Here is a 16,230-nt window from a genome sequence, read left to right as displayed (position 1 = left end):
AACAAAACCTGTTGAACTAGCTGTTCGCCTTAAGCTGGCCGGGAGCCATGCATGTCTTTGCTTCACCTGTCATCGCTGGCGGAGATTTCCGCCCTCGAATGGGATGCGCTGTTACCTGACGATCAACCGTTTTTACGCCATGCCTTTCTGCTCACGCTGGAAGAGAGTGGCAGCGTGCGGCCGGAAAACGGCTGGCAGCCGGATCACCTGCTGTGGCGCGAAAATGGCGTGCTGAGCGCCGCGCTGCCGGGCTATCGCAAACGCAATTCGCAAGGTGAATACGTCTTTGATCACGCGTGGGCTGATGCCTGTCACCGCGCCGGCATTCCATACTATCCAAAATGGCTGGGGGCGATTCCGTTCAGCCCGGTTACTGGTGCGCGTTTATTGGGTGAGCAAGCCGCCATCAACCAGCTGCTCGCAGCGTTGCCCGATGAACTGCTGCAACACGGCCTGAGCGGCGCGCACATCAATTTCACCACGCCATTCGCCAACGATGTGATGGAGCAGCAACCTGACTGGCTGGCGCGTCTCGGCATCCAGTATCACTGGCACAACAAAGGCTACCGCGATTTTCAGGATTTCCTCGACACGCTGATGTCGCGCAAGCGTAAACAGCTGCGCAAAGAGCGCGAGCAGGTGGCGAGCAGCGGCTTTGAGTTCAACTGGTATCGCGGTGATGAACTGCAAGAAGATCAGTGGGATTTTGTCTATACCTGTTACGCCAACACTTATGCGGTGCGCGGGCAGCGGCCCTATCTCACGCGGCAGTTCTTCAGCCTGCTGGCCGAACGCATGCCGCGATCCATTCGCGTGGTGATCGCCACGCTGCAGGGGCATCCGGCGGCCATGGCGTTCTATTTGGTGGATGGCAATTCGCTGTATGGGCGTTACTGGGGCTGTCTGGCGGAGTTCGATCGCCTGCACTTTGAAACCTGTTTCTATCAGGGCATGGATTTTGCCATTGCGGAAGGATTGCAGCGTTTTGATGCCGGTGCGCAGGGCGAGCATAAATTGGTGCGCGGCTTCGAACCGCAGATCACTCACTCGTGGCACTACTTGTGCCATCCGGGATTGCGCGAAGCCGTAGAAGAATATTTAGTGCAGGAGCGGGCAGGGATCCGCGCCTATGCCATTGAAGCGCGCGAAGCCCTGCCATATCGACGCGGCGATTAATCTTCGCCGACAAAACCACCGGTCTGATGCAGCCACAGGCGCGCGTAGAGTCCATTGTGCGCCAGCAGTTCGCGGTGGTTACCCATCTCAACAATCTCACCTTTATCCAGCACCACCAGTCGATCCATTTTGGCGATAGTAGAGAGACGGTGCGCGATGGCTATTACCGTTTTGCCCTGCATCAAGGTCTCCAGACTCTCCTGAATCGCCGCTTCGACTTCGGAATCCAGCGCGGAAGTCGCCTCATCCATGATCAGAATCGGGGCATCTTTCAGTAGCACGCGGGCGATGGCGATACGTTGACGCTGACCGCCTGACAATTTCACCCCGCGCTCGCCGACATGCGCATCCAGCCCGGTGCGCCCTTGTGGATCGGAAAGCAGCGGAATGAACTCGTCGGCACGGGCGCGGATAATCGCCGCCTGCAGCTCGTCTTCGGTGGCGTTCGGGCGTCCGTACAGCAGGTTTTCACGAATCGAACGGTGCAGCAGCGACGTATCCTGAGTGATCATGCCAATCTGGCTGCGCAGGCTCTCCTGCGTCACTTCGGCGATGTTGTGATCGTCAATCAGGATGCGCCCGCCGTTGATGTCGTAAAGACGCAGCAGCAGATTCACCATTGTCGATTTACCCGCGCCGGATGGCCCAATCAGACCGATTTTCTCGCCCGGTTTGATATTCAGGTTGAGACGGTTGATTACCTGGCGGCTGCCGCCGTAATCAAAGCGCACATCTTCGAAGCGGATCTGACCCTGCGTCACCTTCAGGTTTTTCGCCTGCGGCTCATCCTGCACGCTGAGCGGCTGCGCGATGGTGTTCAATCCATCCTGCACCATGCCGATGTTTTCAAAGATGCCGTTCACCACCCACATGATCCAGCCGGACATGTTCACTAAACGGATCACCAAACCGGTGGCTAAGGCAATCGCACCGACGCTGATCAGCGACTGGCTCCACAGCCACAGTGCCAGTCCGGAGGTGCTGACAATCAGCAGACCATTCAGCGTCGACAGCGTGATGTCCATGGTGGTGACCATGCGGCTGGCGTGCTGGGTTTTGTCGGTCTGTTCCTGAATCGCTTCACGCGCGTAGCGTTTTTCCAGATCGTTGTGCGCGAACAGTTTGATGGTGGCGATATTGGTGTAGCCATCGACGATGGTGCCCATCAGCTTGGAGCGCGCCTCGGAAGAGACCACCGAACGCTGCTTCACACGCGGCACAAAGAAACTCAGCGACACGCTGTAGGCGACAATCCAGATGATCAACGGAATCATCAAACGCCAGTCGGCTTCGGCGAACAGTACCAGTGAGGTGACGGCGTAGATCACCACATGCCAGATGGCGTCCACCAGCTGAACCGCAGAATCGCGCAGGGAGTTGCCGGTCTGCATAATGCGCTGAGCGATGCGCCCGGCGAAATCGTTCTGGAAGAAGTTCAGGCTCTGGCGCAGAACATAGTTGTGGTGCTGCCAACGGATCATGCTGGTCATGCTCGGGTTAATGCTTTGATGCACCAGCATATCGTGCGCGGCGATGACAATTGGCCGCAGAATCAGCGCAACAAATCCCATCCACAGCAGCACCTGCCAGTTGTCGGTAAACAGCGTGGCGGGCGTTGAGTGATTGACCAGATCGATGATGCGACTGAGATAGCTGAACAGCGCCACCTCAATCAGTGCCTGGGCCAGTCCGACGATCAAAAGCGCGACAAAACTCGGCCACACCTGACGCAGATAGTAGAGGTAAAACGGCCAGACGCTGGAGGGTGGAGAATCGGTTGGTGCATCCTGGAAAATATTGATAAAACGTTCAAAACGACGATACAACATAAAGTCACTCTTTCCGTTTGGTGAGAGTTAACAGCTTAGTGCAAGTGAAAGGGATTACCGACATGGATCTGATCATTCGCGGTCGCGAACCAACCGATGCTGCCGCTTATCAACGCCTTTACAGCCACCCCGAGGTCTATCGCTGGACCACGCAACTGCCGTTTCCCAGCGTACAAACCTGGCAGAAAAAATTCGAAAACATGGACGCGGCGGGCTATATCGGTTTTGTGGCGGAGATTGATGGCCAGATGGTGGGTGAGTTGACGCTGTTTGTTGAGCAGCGCCCGCGTACGCGCCACAGCATCAGCTTTGGTATCAGCGTCGATCCGGCGTTTGGCGGGCGTGGCATCGGTGAGAAACTGATTCGCAACGCTATCGACTATGCGTTTAATTGGCTGGGCGTGGTGCGCATTGAGCTGGAAGCGTTCCATGACAATGCGCGTGCGTTGCGTTTGTATCAGCGCCTCGGTTTTGAGCAAGAGGGCATCAAGCGTAAAGCCTGTCTGCGTGAAGGCGAGTATCACGACATCGTGGTGATGGCGAAACTGCGGGAGTGAGTTTTGTGCCGTTTATGGGCAGGTGCGCATAAATGCGTCATTACGTCTTGTGCGGTGTTTTGCCAGGTGCGCATAAATGTGCACCCTACGGTGTAGGGTCGCCATTTATGGCGACCGTGAACACCTTACTGACTCTTCTCCACATACTTCTGCATATTCTCTTTGGTCACCAGCTCAAACGGGATCCACACATGTGAATCCACTTTCTCGCCTTTGATCAGCTTCTGCGCCACATCCACCGATGTTTTGCCCTGACCGATCGCGTCCTGGAACACGGTGACCTGCATCTTGTCCTGCGCCATGGCTTTCAGGCCATCCGGCGTGGCATCAATACCACCCACCAGAATCTTCTTGTTGCTCTTAGCCAGTGCCATCGCGGCACCAATCGCCATTTCATCATTGTTGGCCGCGACGATATCAATCGCTTCGCCGTTGCCGATCCAGTTGAGCATCAGATCCATGCCTTCATTACGCGCATAATTCGCGGGCTGCTTCTGCACCACCTTCATGCCCGGATATTTCGCGACGACCTGCTCGACATCTTTGGTGCGTTGCAGTGCGCCCGCGTCGGTGAGGTTACCGATCATGATCGCCACATTGCCTTTGTAGTTGGCCATTTTCGCCAGCGCTTCCATCTGCAGCGTGCCAGATTCGCGTTCATCAGAACCGACAAACACCACACCCGCAGGCAGAGTCTTATCCCCCGGCGTGCGATTCACATACACCAGCGGAATTTTCGCCTGCTGTGCCAGTTTGGTCAGCTGTGGCGTGCTGGCAGAATCCACCGGATCGACAATGATGGCGTCAACGCCTGCTCCGATAAAACTCTGCACCTGATCGGTCTGACGGCCAACATCACCGCGTGCATCCTCAAACTGCGCATCAAGCCCACGCGCTTTGGCTTCTTTATCAATCGACTGGCGAATAATGGTTAAAAAGTTCTGATCGAAATACGCCATCGATACGCCGATTTTCTCAGCCAAAGCCGAGGCAGAACTGGACAGCAGGCTAAGCAACAGTATCGCTTTGAGGGTTTTCATCGCGGACTCCAGGGTAAGCTTGTTATTAGAATGAATGTTTCAATGAGACTTAAAATGGCTCAATGAAATCATTTTCAGACTACGAGGCGGCTTTCGCGCTGACAATCGGCATGATTGGATTTTGCAGTGAAGCGCACACTTTGCTCGCGGGTGCATGATGCTTTGCGACTTCCCGTTACGCGCAGGCGGAAGATGCTTTGCGACCTAATGTAACGTGCAGGCGGAAGATGATTTGCAGCCTCATAGTGATGTTGCGAAGCTTTTTCTCAGAGCTGGCGCACATTCCGGTGCAAAAGCATCGGCTTATTTAAGGTTCTGTGCAGCGCCGCACCCTGCTTTGTGGCAGATGCCAAAACCAGCGCAAATTAACCGCGCGGATTCCTCCATCCGCACAATGACCAGCATGTATCTGGCTCTCTATAGTGGCTAAACAGTGAAATTAAAGCGGTATTCCTGCACATCATCGCTTCGGGGCAGGATGCTCCTCCATCAAGGGGTTCAGCCATGTTACAAAGCAAAAACCGCAATCAGAACAGTCATGTGCGTATCTGGATCCTCTGTCTGATCCTGTTCCTGTCCGTCGTGGCCTATGCCGACCGTTCGATCCTGTCGATCTCAGGATCGGCGATCAAAGATGAGTTCGGCCTGTCGGCGATCCAGTTGGGTCTGATCCTTTCGGCGTTTAGCTGGGCCTATGTGATCGGCCAGATCCCCGGTGGGATTTTCCTCGACCGTTTCGGCACCAAAAAAGTCTATGGCGTGACGCTGGCGCTGTGGTCGGTTTCCACCATTTTGATGGGATTTATCGGCGAGTTTTCCAGCGGCATGACCATGGCGCTGACGCTGATGTTTGTGCTGCGCTTTGCACTTGGGCTGATTGAAGCGCCGAGTTTTCCGGCCAACGCCCGTACCGTGATCATGTGGTTTCCCGGCGCTGAACGTGGCCGGGCATCGTCACTGTTTGCCTCGGCGCAGTACTTTGCAGTCGCCATCTTCTCGCCGCTATCCGGCTGGCTGGTGTCGCGCTTCGGCTGGGAGTGGCCGTTTTTTGTGCTGGGTGGCATTGGCGTGCTGGCGGTGTTCGTATGGAGCTGGTATATGCGCAGTCCCAAACAACATCCGCATGTGTCAGCTGCAGAGTTGAAATACATTGAAGAGGGCGGCGCGCTGGTGGATATCGACTCGGCGCAAACCCTCAAAGCACGTCAACCGCTCAGCAAAGCGATGTTCAAAACCCTGCTCAGCAATCGCATGTTGTGGTGCGCCTATATCGGGCAATACTGCATCATCGCACTTAGCTACTTCTTCATCACCTGGTTCCCGATCTATCTGGTGCAGGCTCGCGGCATGAACGTCATGGAAGCGGGCTTTGCCACCATCGCCCCGGCGCTGTTTGGCTTTGTCGGCGGTATCAGCGGCGGTTACATCTCTGACAAGTTACTGGCCAGCGGCTGGAGCCTGTCGTGGGCGCGCAAAACGCCGTATATCGTCGGGATGTTGATGGCGGCCTCACTGATTCTGGCCGCGGTGATCCCGACCAATGCCGGCATTATCGCCATTATGTCGTTTGCCTTCTTTGGCAAAGGCGTGGCGGCGGGCGCAGGGACCTGGACCATTGTCAGCGATACCGCACCGAAAGAGGCCGTAGGTCTGGCGGGCGCGATCTTCAATGGTATTGGCAATATGGCCGGATTTATCACACCACTGCTGTTCGGCATCATCGTCGGTTTGACCGGCAGCTATAGCATTGGATTGGTGTTCGTTGGCGCGCACTGCATCGTCGCGGCGCTGCTGTTCCTGCTGGTAATGGGGCCGATTGAACGTGTCGGCAACGAGCAGGATTCGTCTGCAACATCCTACGAAGCTCAGGGGAAACATGATGGGATCAAAGCCGTTTAACGTATTGCTAAAAGGGCCGCTGTTGCCGCCGCGACTGCAGGATAATCTGGATGCGCACTTCACCACCTCGCGTTTGTGGCAGCAGGAGGATCAGGCCGCGTGGTTGGCCGAGCACGGTGCCAGCATTGATGCGCTGGTGACCAGCGGCAATGCGTTGATGGGGGCGAATGCGGAGCTACTGGCGCAGTTGCCCAACCTGAAAGTGATTTGCAGTAACGGTGTGGGCTATGACGCGATAGACATTGCCGCCGCCGAAGCGCGTGGCATCGTGGTGACCAATACGCCGGGGGTGCTGAACAGCTGCGTAGCCGATACCGGCATGGCGCTGCTGCTGGACGTGGCGCGCCGTATCAGCGCATCGGATCGTTATGTGCGCGCTGGTGAGTGGCAAGCGAAAGGCCGCTACCCGCTGACCACCAAAGTGGGCGGTAAAGTGTGCGGGATTGTCGGGCTTGGCGGCATCGGGAAAGAGCTGGCGAAACGCGCACAGGCATTTGATATGGATGTGCATTTCTTTAATCCACGTTCGCGCCCGGATGTGCCCTATACGCGCCACGATTCGCTGTTGTCACTGGTAAAGCAGGCTGATTTTCTGGTGCTGACCATACCGGGCGGAGCCGCCACGCATCATCTGGTGAATGCCGAGGTGCTGCGTGCGCTGGGGCCGAAGGGCTTTTTAATCAACATTGCGCGTGGCAGCGTGATCGATGAGCAAGCATTGATTGCGGCGCTCGAAGCGGGTGAGATTGCAGGTGCCGGTTTGGATGTGTTCGAACAAGAACCTTCCGTACCTGCCGCGCTGCTGCAGCGTGATGATGTGGTGATCACCCCGCATCTTGCCAGCAGCACCCATGAAACCATGGCGGCGATGGCGGATTTGGTGTTTGAAAACCTGCTGGCGTTTTCGCAGGGTGAAGCGGTGTTAACGCGGGTGGTGTAGCTTCTTTACGGGCAATCGTAGCGGCTGCTTAATGCTAAGACGCTCACAGTTCTCATGATGTTTTCCTTAATTTCAAAATAATTTTGTAATCCAGCTGGAACATTCTTTATAATGTTAAATATTGCACTTGGTTGCTGTGCGTTTTGGAAGTAACTTGCCTGCCTGATTTATTTTCAGGCAGGGAAGCAGATGAAGGGTGCAATTAGACATTTTCGGGATGATTGGCTTGAGCAGTTTTTTATTTATGCCTTACCGCACAGGTGTCTCCCCAAAACCATTGAATCCGCGCTCGCGCGTAAACTCGATATCATCAATGCCGCTAAAACGCATCATGATCTGCGATCGCCGCCTGGAAATTGTTTTGAAGCCCTGAAGCCCCCTTTGCTGGGTTATTACTCCATCCGCGTTAATGAGCAATATCGACTCATATTTCGCTGGATGAATGGCGAGGCTAGCGATCTTTATCTCGATCCGCACCGTTACAAAAATCACCGATAACCACTGCACGTGGACGAAAATTACCAGCAAAGAGAACCAAAAATGAATCAGGCAAAACGTAAACCCACCAGTGTTGGTGATGTGCTGCAATACGAGTTCCTCGAACCCCTTCACCTCAAAGTGAATGACCTGGCTGAAATGCTGAATGTGCACAGAAACACCGCCAGCGCGATGGTCAATAACAATCGCAAACTGACGACCGAGATGGCATACCGTTTAGCGGCCGTTTTTGATACTTCCGTTGATTTTTGGCTCAACCTGCAGCGTTATCAGGACCAATGGGAGGTTGAAAACGATGCCCGCATGCAAGAAGAATTAAGTCGTGTCACGCCTTTGAGCACTTTTATGGCACAGCGCGGTATTCAGGTTGCCTAATTAGTTCCAGCCATTATGTGATGCATCGTTCCGCTACAAATGTGCACAGATAGGCGTAGCGCTACGAATTTATTGCACTCATCCAAATCACTTCCCCCTTCACAGATCGCACAAATCACTCCTGAAGATTATTTGCTCAGCTGCCGATACCTCTCCTTACCATCCACTGATATTAAGGAGAGATATCGTGATAAAGCTGATTACCGTTGACGAACTGCGTCAGGGAATGTTCATCCACAAACTGGAGGTTTGGTGGCTTAAGGACAAACGCATTCGCAACCAGATGCTGATCACTGATAAACGCCAGATCGCCATGATCCGCAACGAAGGGATCCAGCAGATCTGGATCGACATTGATAAGTCGGTGCAGGCGCCTGCCAAACCTGCGCCGAAAAAAGCCATTCCGCAAACGTCGTTTTTCAAAGAGCTGGATCAGGCGCAAACCATCTTCAATCAGGGCAAGCCGCAGGTGCTGGCGATGTTCAACGAAGCCCGTATGGGGCAGGGGCTGGACCTCGACTATACGATGGACCTGGTGGACGAAATTGCCGGGTCGATTACCCGTGAACCCACTGCACTGCTTAGCGTGGCGCGGCTGAAAAATCACGACGATTACACTTATCTGCACTCGATGGCGGTGTGCGGCTTGATGATCTCGCTGGGCAAAAAAATGGGGCTCGATGAGCACCAGCAGCGTCGCGTGGGCATGGGTGGATTGCTGCATGATGTGGGTAAATCGGCGGTGCCGCTGGAAATCCTCAACAAACCCGGCAAGCTCACCGACGAGGAGTTCACCATCATGCGCGAGCACCCGATTGTTGGTGCGCAGATGTTGATGGAGGCCGATGCAGGAGAAGACCTGCTGGATATTGCACTGCATCACCACGAAAAAGTCGACGGCAGCGGTTATCCCCACAAGTTAAAAGGGGAGGAAATCTCATTGTTTGCGCGCATGGCCGCGGTGTGCGATGTCTATGATGCCGTGACCTCTAATCGCCCCTATCGCAAAGGCTGGACGCCCGCCGAAGCCATGCACAACATGCTGAGCTGGCGCGGTCACTTCGACAACACGCTGTTGCACGCCTTCGTGCGCACCATCGGCATTTATCCGGTGGGATCGCTGGTAAGACTGGCATCCGGGCGCGTGGCGCTGGTGGTGCAGGCCGGTGAAAAATCATTGCTGAAACCCAAAGTGCATGTGTTTTGGTCGCTACACGCCCAGCGTGAACTGAAGCCGGAAGAGCTGGATCTGGGTGATTCATTCTGCACTGACAGCATTACCGGTGCCGAGGACTGTGGCCTGTGGCAGAACGTCGATCTTAATCGCATCTGGGCACTGGAAACCGCCTAATTCGACAGCATTTTTATACTTTCTTTACGCCGGATTCCCGCCTTTTTACCCCTTCTTTATACCGCGCCGCGCATGCTTGCAGCACTACCAAATCCTCTGGAGGTTGCTGTGAGCGTGGGCGTGATTGCCGGCATCGTGCTGGTCTTTATACTGTTGGGCTACCTGATTTATGCCCTGCTTAATGCGGAGGCATTCTGATGGCTGCGAATGCGTTTTTACTGATTGCGGGTTATCTGCTGGTGTTGATGGTGCTGGCACAACCGCTGGGGCGTTTTCTTGCGGTGCTGGTGGCCGACAAACCACTGCTGCCGCGCACGGAGCGGGTGCTGTGGCGGCTGGCCGGTGCTGATGGCGAGGCAATGCGCTGGCCGCACTACTTGCTGGCGATTCTGCTGTTCAACGCGCTCGGTTTTATCTTGCTGCTGTCGATTTTAATGCTGCAGGGATCGCTGCCGCTCAACCCACAACACTTGCCAAATCTGAGCTGGGATCTGGCGCTCAACACTGCCGTCAGCTTTGTTACCAACACCAACTGGCAGGCGTATGCGGGCGAAAGCACGGTGAGCTATTTCAGCCAGATGGCCGGTCTCACGGTGCAGAACTTCCTGTCGGCGGCGACCGGTATTGCGGTGGCCTTTGCGCTGATCCGCGGTTTTGCCAATCGCTCGCTGGCGACGCTCGGCAACGCCTGGCGCGACCTGACGCGCATCACGGTGTATGTCCTGTTACCAATCAGCCTGCTGATCGCGCTGTTCTTTGTTTATCAGGGCAGCATCCAGACCTTTGAGCCTTATCACGCACTCACCACGCTGGAGGGGGCGCGACAGACGCTGCCGCTCGGTCCGGTGGCTTCGCAGGAAGCGATAAAAATGCTCGGCACCAACGGTGGGGGCTTCTTTAACGTTAACTCCGCCCACCCGTTTGAGAACCCGACTGCGCTGACCAACTTTGTGCAGATGCTGAGTATCTTCCTGATCCCGGCCGCGCTGTGCTTCACCTTTGGTCAGCATCTGGGCGACCGTCGTCAGGGCCACATGCTGCTGTGGGCTATGACCATCATGTTTGTGCTGGCGGTCGTCACCGTCATGTGGGCAGAACTGCGCGGTAATCCGCACTTCCTGACGCTCGGTGCAGACAGCGCCATCAATATGGAAGGCAAAGAGACGCGCTTTGGCATTCTCAACTCCAGCCTGTTTGCTGTGATCACCACGGCGGCCTCCTGCGGTGCAGTGAATGCCATGCATGACTCCTTTACTGCACTGGGCGGCATGGTGCCGATGTGGCTGATGCAGCTGGGTGAAGTGGTGTTCGGCGGCGTCGGTGCTGGGTTGTACGGCATGCTGCTGTTCGTGCTGCTCGGGGTGTTTATCGCTGGCCTGATGATTGGTCGCACACCAGAGTACATGGGTAAAAAAATCGACGTGTGGGAGATGAAAATGACCGCACTGGCGATTCTGGTGACGCCCACCCTGGTGTTGCTGGGCACCGCGCTGGCGATGATGACCGATGCAGGGCGCGCCGGTATGGCTAATCCTGGCATCCACGGCTTTAGCGAAGTGCTGTATGCCGTCTCGTCGGCAGCCAATAACAACGGCAGTGCTTTTGCCGGTTTGAGCGCCAACACCCCGTTCTGGAACCTGTTGCTGGCCTTCTGCATGTTGGTGGGACGCTTCGGCATCATCATTCCGGTGATGGCGATTGCCGGTTCGCTGGCGGCGAAGAAGATCCAGCCGGTGGGCAACGGTACGTTACCGACCCACGGTCCACTGTTTATCGCGCTGCTGATTGGCACTGTATTGCTGGTGGGGGCACTGACCTTTATCCCCGCGCTGGCACTCGGCCCGGTGGCGGAACATCTGCAATTAATTCAGGGATAACGGAATCATGAGTCGTCAACAACTGGCGCTGTTTGATGCAGCGCTGACGAAAACCGCCGTGCTGGATGCGGTGAAGAAACTCGATCCGCGCGTGCAGTTTCGCAACCCGGTGATGTTCCTGGTGTGGCTGGGTAGCGTGCTGACCTCGCTGCTGGCCATCGGTATGCTCACCGGTCATCTGAGCGGCAACGCCGGATTTACGGCGGGTGTCGCGATCTGGCTGTGGTTCACGGTGTTGTTTGCCAACTTCGCTGAAGCGCTGGCGGAAGGACGCAGCAAGGCGCAGGCCAACAGCCTAAAAGGCATCAGCAAAACCAGCGATGCGAAAAAGCTGGCTGAACCGCGCTACGGCGCGCAGTGGAAACCGGTAGCGGCGGACACCTTGCGTAAAGGCGACGTGGTGCTGGTGGAAGCGGGTGACATCATCCCCTGTGACGGCGAAGTGCTGGAAGGCGGCGCTTCAGTGGATGAGAGTGCGATTACCGGCGAATCGGCTCCGGTGATCCGCGAGTCCGGCGGCGATTTTTCGTCGGTGACGGGCGGTACGCGCATTCTCTCTGACTGGCTGGTGATCCAGTGCAGCGTCAATCCGGGCGAAACCTTCCTCGATCGCATGATCGCCATGGTCGAGGGCGCTAAACGTCGCAAAACACCGAACGAAATCGCGCTGACCATTCTGCTGGTGTCGCTGACTATCGTGTTCCTGCTGGCGACGGCAACCCTGTGGCCGTTCTCTGCTTACGGCGGGACGCCAGTGAGCGTGACGGTGCTGGTGGCGCTGCTGGTATGTCTGATTCCGACCACCATCGGCGGCTTGTTGTCGGCGATTGGCGTGGCGGGGATGAGCCGCATGCTCGGGGCGAACGTCATCGCCACTAGCGGTCGTGCGGTGGAAGCGGCGGGTGATGTTGATGTGCTGATGCTGGATAAGACCGGCACCATCACGCTGGGTAACCGTCAGGCGACGCAGTTTATGCCTGCGCCTGGCGTCACCGAGCAGCAGTTGGCGGATGCGGCACAGCTGGCCTCGCTGGCGGATGAAACCCCGGAAGGGCGCAGCATCGTGGTGCTGGCAAAGCAGAAATTTAACCTGCGCGAACGCGATCTCAGCAGCATGGGCGCGAGTTTTATTCCGTTCTCGGCGCAAACGCGCATGAGCGGCGTCAACGTGCAGGATCGTCTGATTCGTAAAGGGGCAGTTGACGCGGTTCGCCGCCATATCGAAGCCAACAACGGTCGTTTCCCGGCGGAAGTCAACGCCAGCGTCGAAGAAGTGGCGCGTGCCGGGGGTACGCCGCTGGTGGTGGCCGAAGGTGCACAGGTACTCGGCGTGGTGGCGCTGAAAGATATCGTCAAAGGCGGCATCAAAGAGCGTTTTGCCGAGCTGCGCAAAATGGGTATCAAGACGGTGATGATCACCGGCGACAACCCGTTGACGGCAGCCGCGATTGCCGCTGAAGCGGGCGTGGATGATTTCCTTTCGGAAGCGACACCGGAAGCCAAGCTGGCATTGATTCGTCAGTATCAGGCGGAAGGGCGATTGGTGGCAATGACCGGCGACGGCACCAACGACGCCCCTGCACTGGCGCAAGCGGATGTGGCAGTGGCGATGAACTCGGGCACGCAGGCGGCGAAAGAAGCCGGGAACATGGTCGATCTCGACTCCAACCCGACCAAACTGCTGGAAGTGGTGCACATCGGTAAACAGATGCTGATGACGCGCGGTTCGCTGACCACCTTCAGTATCGCCAACGACGTGGCGAAGTATTTCGCCATCATCCCGGCGGCGTTTGCGGCTACCTATCCGCAGCTCAATATGCTGAACGTGATGCATCTGCATTCGCCGAACTCAGCGATTTTGTCGGCGGTGATATTCAACGCGCTGGTGATTGTGTTCCTGATCCCGCTGGCGCTGAAAGGAGTGAGCTACCGCCCAATGAGTGCCGCCGCGCTGCTGCGTCGCAACCTGTGGATTTACGGTGTCGGCGGATTAGTGGTGCCGTTTATTGGTATTAAAGCCATCGACCTGCTGCTGACGCTGTTTGGTCTGGTTTAAGGAGAAGAGAAATGAGTCAGTTACGTCCGGCTATTGTATTGTTAATACTGCTGACGCTGTTAACCGGCGCGGTCTATCCGCTGCTGACCACCGGTCTGGCGCAGTGGTGGTTCCCGTCGCAGGCTAATGGTTCGTTGCTTGAGCAGGATGGCGTGAAGCGCGGTTCTGATCTGATTGGCCAGGTGTTTACTCAGCCCGGTCATTTTTGGGGCCGTCCATCGGCAACCGGTGATACAGCTTACAACGCATTGGCCTCCAGCGGCAGCAACCTGGCGGCGAGCAATCCGGCACTGGATAAAGCGGTGGCCGAGCGCGTGGCTGCACTGCGCACCGCCAATCCACAGGCCCCAACTGCGGTGCCGGTTGAGCTGGTGACCGCATCGGCGAGCGGGCTTGATCCCAATATTTCGCCGGAAGCCGCACTGTGGCAGGCACCGCGTATTGCCGCGGCACGCAATATGGCGCTGAAAGATGTGGAAGCGCTGATAGCCCGCCACACCGAGCGTCCGCTGCTGCCGTTTATCGGTGAAGAGACCGTGAACGTGCTGCGACTGAATATGGCGCTGGATGCGCTGCAGGGATAATTGATCGATAGCGCGATTTATCGCGCTTTTCACGACGGATAACTGATGAACGACGAAATCACCCGCCCCGATCCCGATGCGCTGCTGCTGAATCACAGCGACAGCCATCGCGGTAAGCTGAAAATTTACTTCGGTGCCTGTGCGGGCGTGGGGAAAACCTTCGCCATGCTGCAGGAGGCACAACGCTTACGCGCGCAGGGCCTTGATGTGCTGGCGGGCGTGGTGGAAACCCACGGACGTGAAGAAACCGCGGCGCTGCTCAACGGCCTAGCGGTATTGCCGCGCCGCGCCACCGGGCGTTCACGTCACGCGGAATTCGATCTCGATGCAGCACTGGCACGCCATCCGGCGGTGATCCTGATGGACGAACTGGCACACACCAACGTGCAGGGTTCGCGCCATCCCAAACGCTGGCAGGACATCGAAGAGCTGCTGGAAGCGGGCATCGACGTGATCACCACCGTCAACGTGCAGCATCTGGAAAGCCTCAACGATGTGGTCGGCGGCGTGACCGGCATTCAGGTGCGCGAAACCGTGCCCGATCCATTCTTTGATAGCGCCGATGAGGTGGTGCTGGTGGATCTGCCGCCGGACGATCTGCGTCAGCGTTTGAAAGAGGGCAAAGTCTACGTCGGCGATCGCGCTGAGCGCGCGATTGAAAACTTCTTCCGTAAAGGCAACCTGTTTGCCCTGCGCGAACTGGCGCTGCGCCGCACCGCGGATCGCGTGGATGACCAGATGCGTGCCTGGCGCGATCAGCAAGGCCGCGACAAAGTCTGGCATACGCGTGACGCCATTTTACTCTGCATCGGCGACGACACCGGCAGTGAAAAACTGGTACGCACCGCGGCGCGTTTAGCCGCGCGCCTCGGCAGCGAATGGCACGCGGTGTACGTAGAAACGCCGCGTCTCAACCGCCTGCCGGAAGCGCGTCGTCGTGCCATTTTACGCACGCTGCAACTGGCGCAAGAGCTGGGTGCGGAAACCGCTACTTTGTCCGATCCCGATGAAGCCCGTGCCGTGCTGCGTTATGCGCGCGAGCACAATCTCGGCAAAATTGTCACCGGTCGTCAGCCGCAGCGGCGCTGGCGGCGCGACAGTTTTGCCCAGCGATTAGGGCAACTGGGTCCGGATCTCGATCTGCTGGTGGTGGCGCTGGATGAACCGGTACGCGATGCGCCGCATCCGCTGACCGGCCAGCGTGTCACCAGTGAGAAATGGCGGCTGCACTTGCGCGGCTGTCTGATGGCGATTGCGCTGTGCATTCTGGTCACCCTTGTCGGCCGCTGGCTGCTGGTGGAGTTTGACCCGGCCAACGGCGTGATGATCTATTTACTGGCGGTGGTACTGGTGGCGCTGCGTTACGGACGCTGGCCGTCGGTGTTCGCCACGGTGATCAACATCCTCGCCTTTGACCTGTTTTTCGTTGCCCCTACCGGCACGGTGGCGGTGTCAGATTTGCAGTATCTGGTGACCTTCGCGGTGATGCTGGCGGTGGGGGTGATCGTCGGGAATCTGACGGCGGGCGTGCGTTATCAGGCTAAAGTGGCGCGTTACCGCGAACAGCGCGCTCGGCATCTGTATGAGATGGCAAAATCCCTCGGCAGCGCGCTCACGCCGCAGGATATTGCCGCCACCAGCCAGCGAGTGATTGATGTCACCTTGCAGGCGCGCAGCCAACTGCTGCTGCCGGATGAGCAGGGCGAGTTACAGGCGGTGGGTGACAGCACGGTTGGCACGCCACCGGATCTTGGCATCGCCAAATGGAGTTATAGCAAAGCGCAACCGGCCGGTGCGGGCACGGATACGCTGCCTGCGGTGCCGTACCAAATTCTGCCCTTAAAGAGCGGCAATCACTGTCGTGGGCTATTGGTAGTGGAGCCGGAAAACCTGCGCCAGCTGATGATCCCTGAACAGCAGCGATTGGTCGAAACCTTCACGGTGCTGATCGCCAATGCGCTGGAACGCATGGCGTTGTCGCAAAGTGAAGCCGCTTCAAGATTAGCGGCGGAACGTGAGCAGTTGCGTAATGCGCTATTATCCGCGCT

The 16,230-nt window shown here is 57.0% G+C and carries 14 protein-coding genes; 12 read left to right on the top strand and 2 right to left on the bottom strand.

Features of this window, described 5'->3' with window-relative positions:
- Positions 1-51 precede the first annotated feature (51 nt).
- On the top strand, positions 52-1,176 hold the full coding sequence (locus ACXI0A_RS00335; protein WP_476150737.1) for a GNAT family N-acetyltransferase: 1,125 nt from the start codon (positions 52-54) through the stop codon (positions 1,174-1,176).
- Here ACXI0A_RS00335 and ACXI0A_RS00330 read toward each other — a convergent pair.
- Positions 1,173-3,005: an ATP-binding cassette domain-containing protein gene (locus ACXI0A_RS00330; protein WP_476150738.1), complete on the bottom strand. Its 1,833-nt coding sequence runs from the start codon at positions 3,003-3,005 to the stop codon at positions 1,173-1,175. The genes ACXI0A_RS00335 and ACXI0A_RS00330 overlap by 4 nt on opposite strands.
- A 62-nt stretch (positions 3,006-3,067) precedes the next feature.
- Here ACXI0A_RS00330 and ACXI0A_RS00325 point away from each other — a divergent pair, with 62 nt between their 5' ends.
- Positions 3,068-3,562, top strand: coding sequence for a GNAT family N-acetyltransferase (locus tag ACXI0A_RS00325; protein WP_224934299.1), 495 nt, complete (start codon positions 3,068-3,070; stop codon positions 3,560-3,562).
- Between the two features lie 125 nt (positions 3,563-3,687).
- Here ACXI0A_RS00325 and ACXI0A_RS00320 read toward each other — a convergent pair whose 3' ends face one another.
- A complete protein-coding gene (locus ACXI0A_RS00320; protein WP_476150739.1) occupies positions 3,688-4,602 on the bottom strand; it encodes a substrate-binding domain-containing protein in 915 nt (304 codons plus the stop codon).
- A 504-nt stretch (positions 4,603-5,106) separates the two neighbouring features.
- Here ACXI0A_RS00320 and ACXI0A_RS00315 point away from each other — a divergent pair.
- From ACXI0A_RS00315 to kdpD, 10 genes are all read left to right on the top strand, one after another.
- Positions 5,107-6,501, top strand: coding sequence for an MFS transporter (locus ACXI0A_RS00315; protein ID WP_476150740.1), 1,395 nt, complete (start codon positions 5,107-5,109; stop codon positions 6,499-6,501).
- A complete protein-coding gene (locus ACXI0A_RS00310) occupies positions 6,482-7,441 on the top strand; it encodes an NAD(P)-dependent oxidoreductase (RefSeq protein ID WP_476151196.1) in 960 nt (319 codons plus the stop codon). The genes ACXI0A_RS00315 and ACXI0A_RS00310 overlap by 20 nt, the downstream gene beginning before the upstream one ends.
- 189 nt (positions 7,442-7,630) lie before the next feature.
- Positions 7,631-7,939, top strand: coding sequence for a type II toxin-antitoxin system RelE/ParE family toxin (locus tag ACXI0A_RS00305; protein ID WP_182056595.1), 309 nt, complete (start codon positions 7,631-7,633; stop codon positions 7,937-7,939).
- A 42-nt stretch (positions 7,940-7,981) separates the two neighbouring features.
- Complete coding sequence (locus ACXI0A_RS00300; protein ID WP_224934437.1) at positions 7,982-8,314, top strand: HigA family addiction module antitoxin; 333 nt, start codon at positions 7,982-7,984, stop codon at positions 8,312-8,314.
- A 187-nt stretch (positions 8,315-8,501) separates the two neighbouring features.
- Entirely contained in the window at positions 8,502-9,665 is a 1,164-nt protein-coding gene (locus tag ACXI0A_RS00295; RefSeq protein WP_476150741.1) for an HD domain-containing phosphohydrolase, read from the top strand.
- A 108-nt stretch (positions 9,666-9,773) separates the two neighbouring features.
- Positions 9,774-9,863, top strand: coding sequence for a K(+)-transporting ATPase subunit F (kdpF, locus tag ACXI0A_RS00290; RefSeq protein WP_100701897.1), 90 nt, complete (start codon positions 9,774-9,776; stop codon positions 9,861-9,863).
- On the top strand, positions 9,863-11,542 hold the full coding sequence (gene kdpA, locus ACXI0A_RS00285; protein WP_224934304.1) for a potassium-transporting ATPase subunit KdpA: 1,680 nt from the start codon (positions 9,863-9,865) through the stop codon (positions 11,540-11,542). The genes kdpF and kdpA overlap by 1 nt, the downstream gene beginning before the upstream one ends.
- A gap of 7 nt (positions 11,543-11,549) precedes the next feature.
- Positions 11,550-13,598, top strand: a complete 2,049-nt coding sequence (gene kdpB, locus ACXI0A_RS00280; protein WP_476150742.1) for a potassium-transporting ATPase subunit KdpB — start codon at positions 11,550-11,552, stop codon at positions 13,596-13,598.
- A gap of 11 nt (positions 13,599-13,609) precedes the next feature.
- Positions 13,610-14,182 carry a potassium-transporting ATPase subunit KdpC gene (kdpC, locus tag ACXI0A_RS00275; protein ID WP_476150743.1) on the top strand — a complete coding sequence of 191 codons (573 nt, stop codon included), beginning with the start codon at positions 13,610-13,612 and terminating at the stop codon, positions 14,180-14,182.
- 45 nt (positions 14,183-14,227) lie between these two features.
- Positions 14,228-16,230: two-component system sensor histidine kinase KdpD (kdpD, locus tag ACXI0A_RS00270; RefSeq protein WP_479485182.1), on the top strand; the 2,003-nt coding region annotated here is incomplete at its 3' end.

This window comes from Pantoea sp. C1E2 (assembly GCF_056491465.1).
This window is presented reverse-complemented; position numbering and strand designations above follow the sequence as displayed.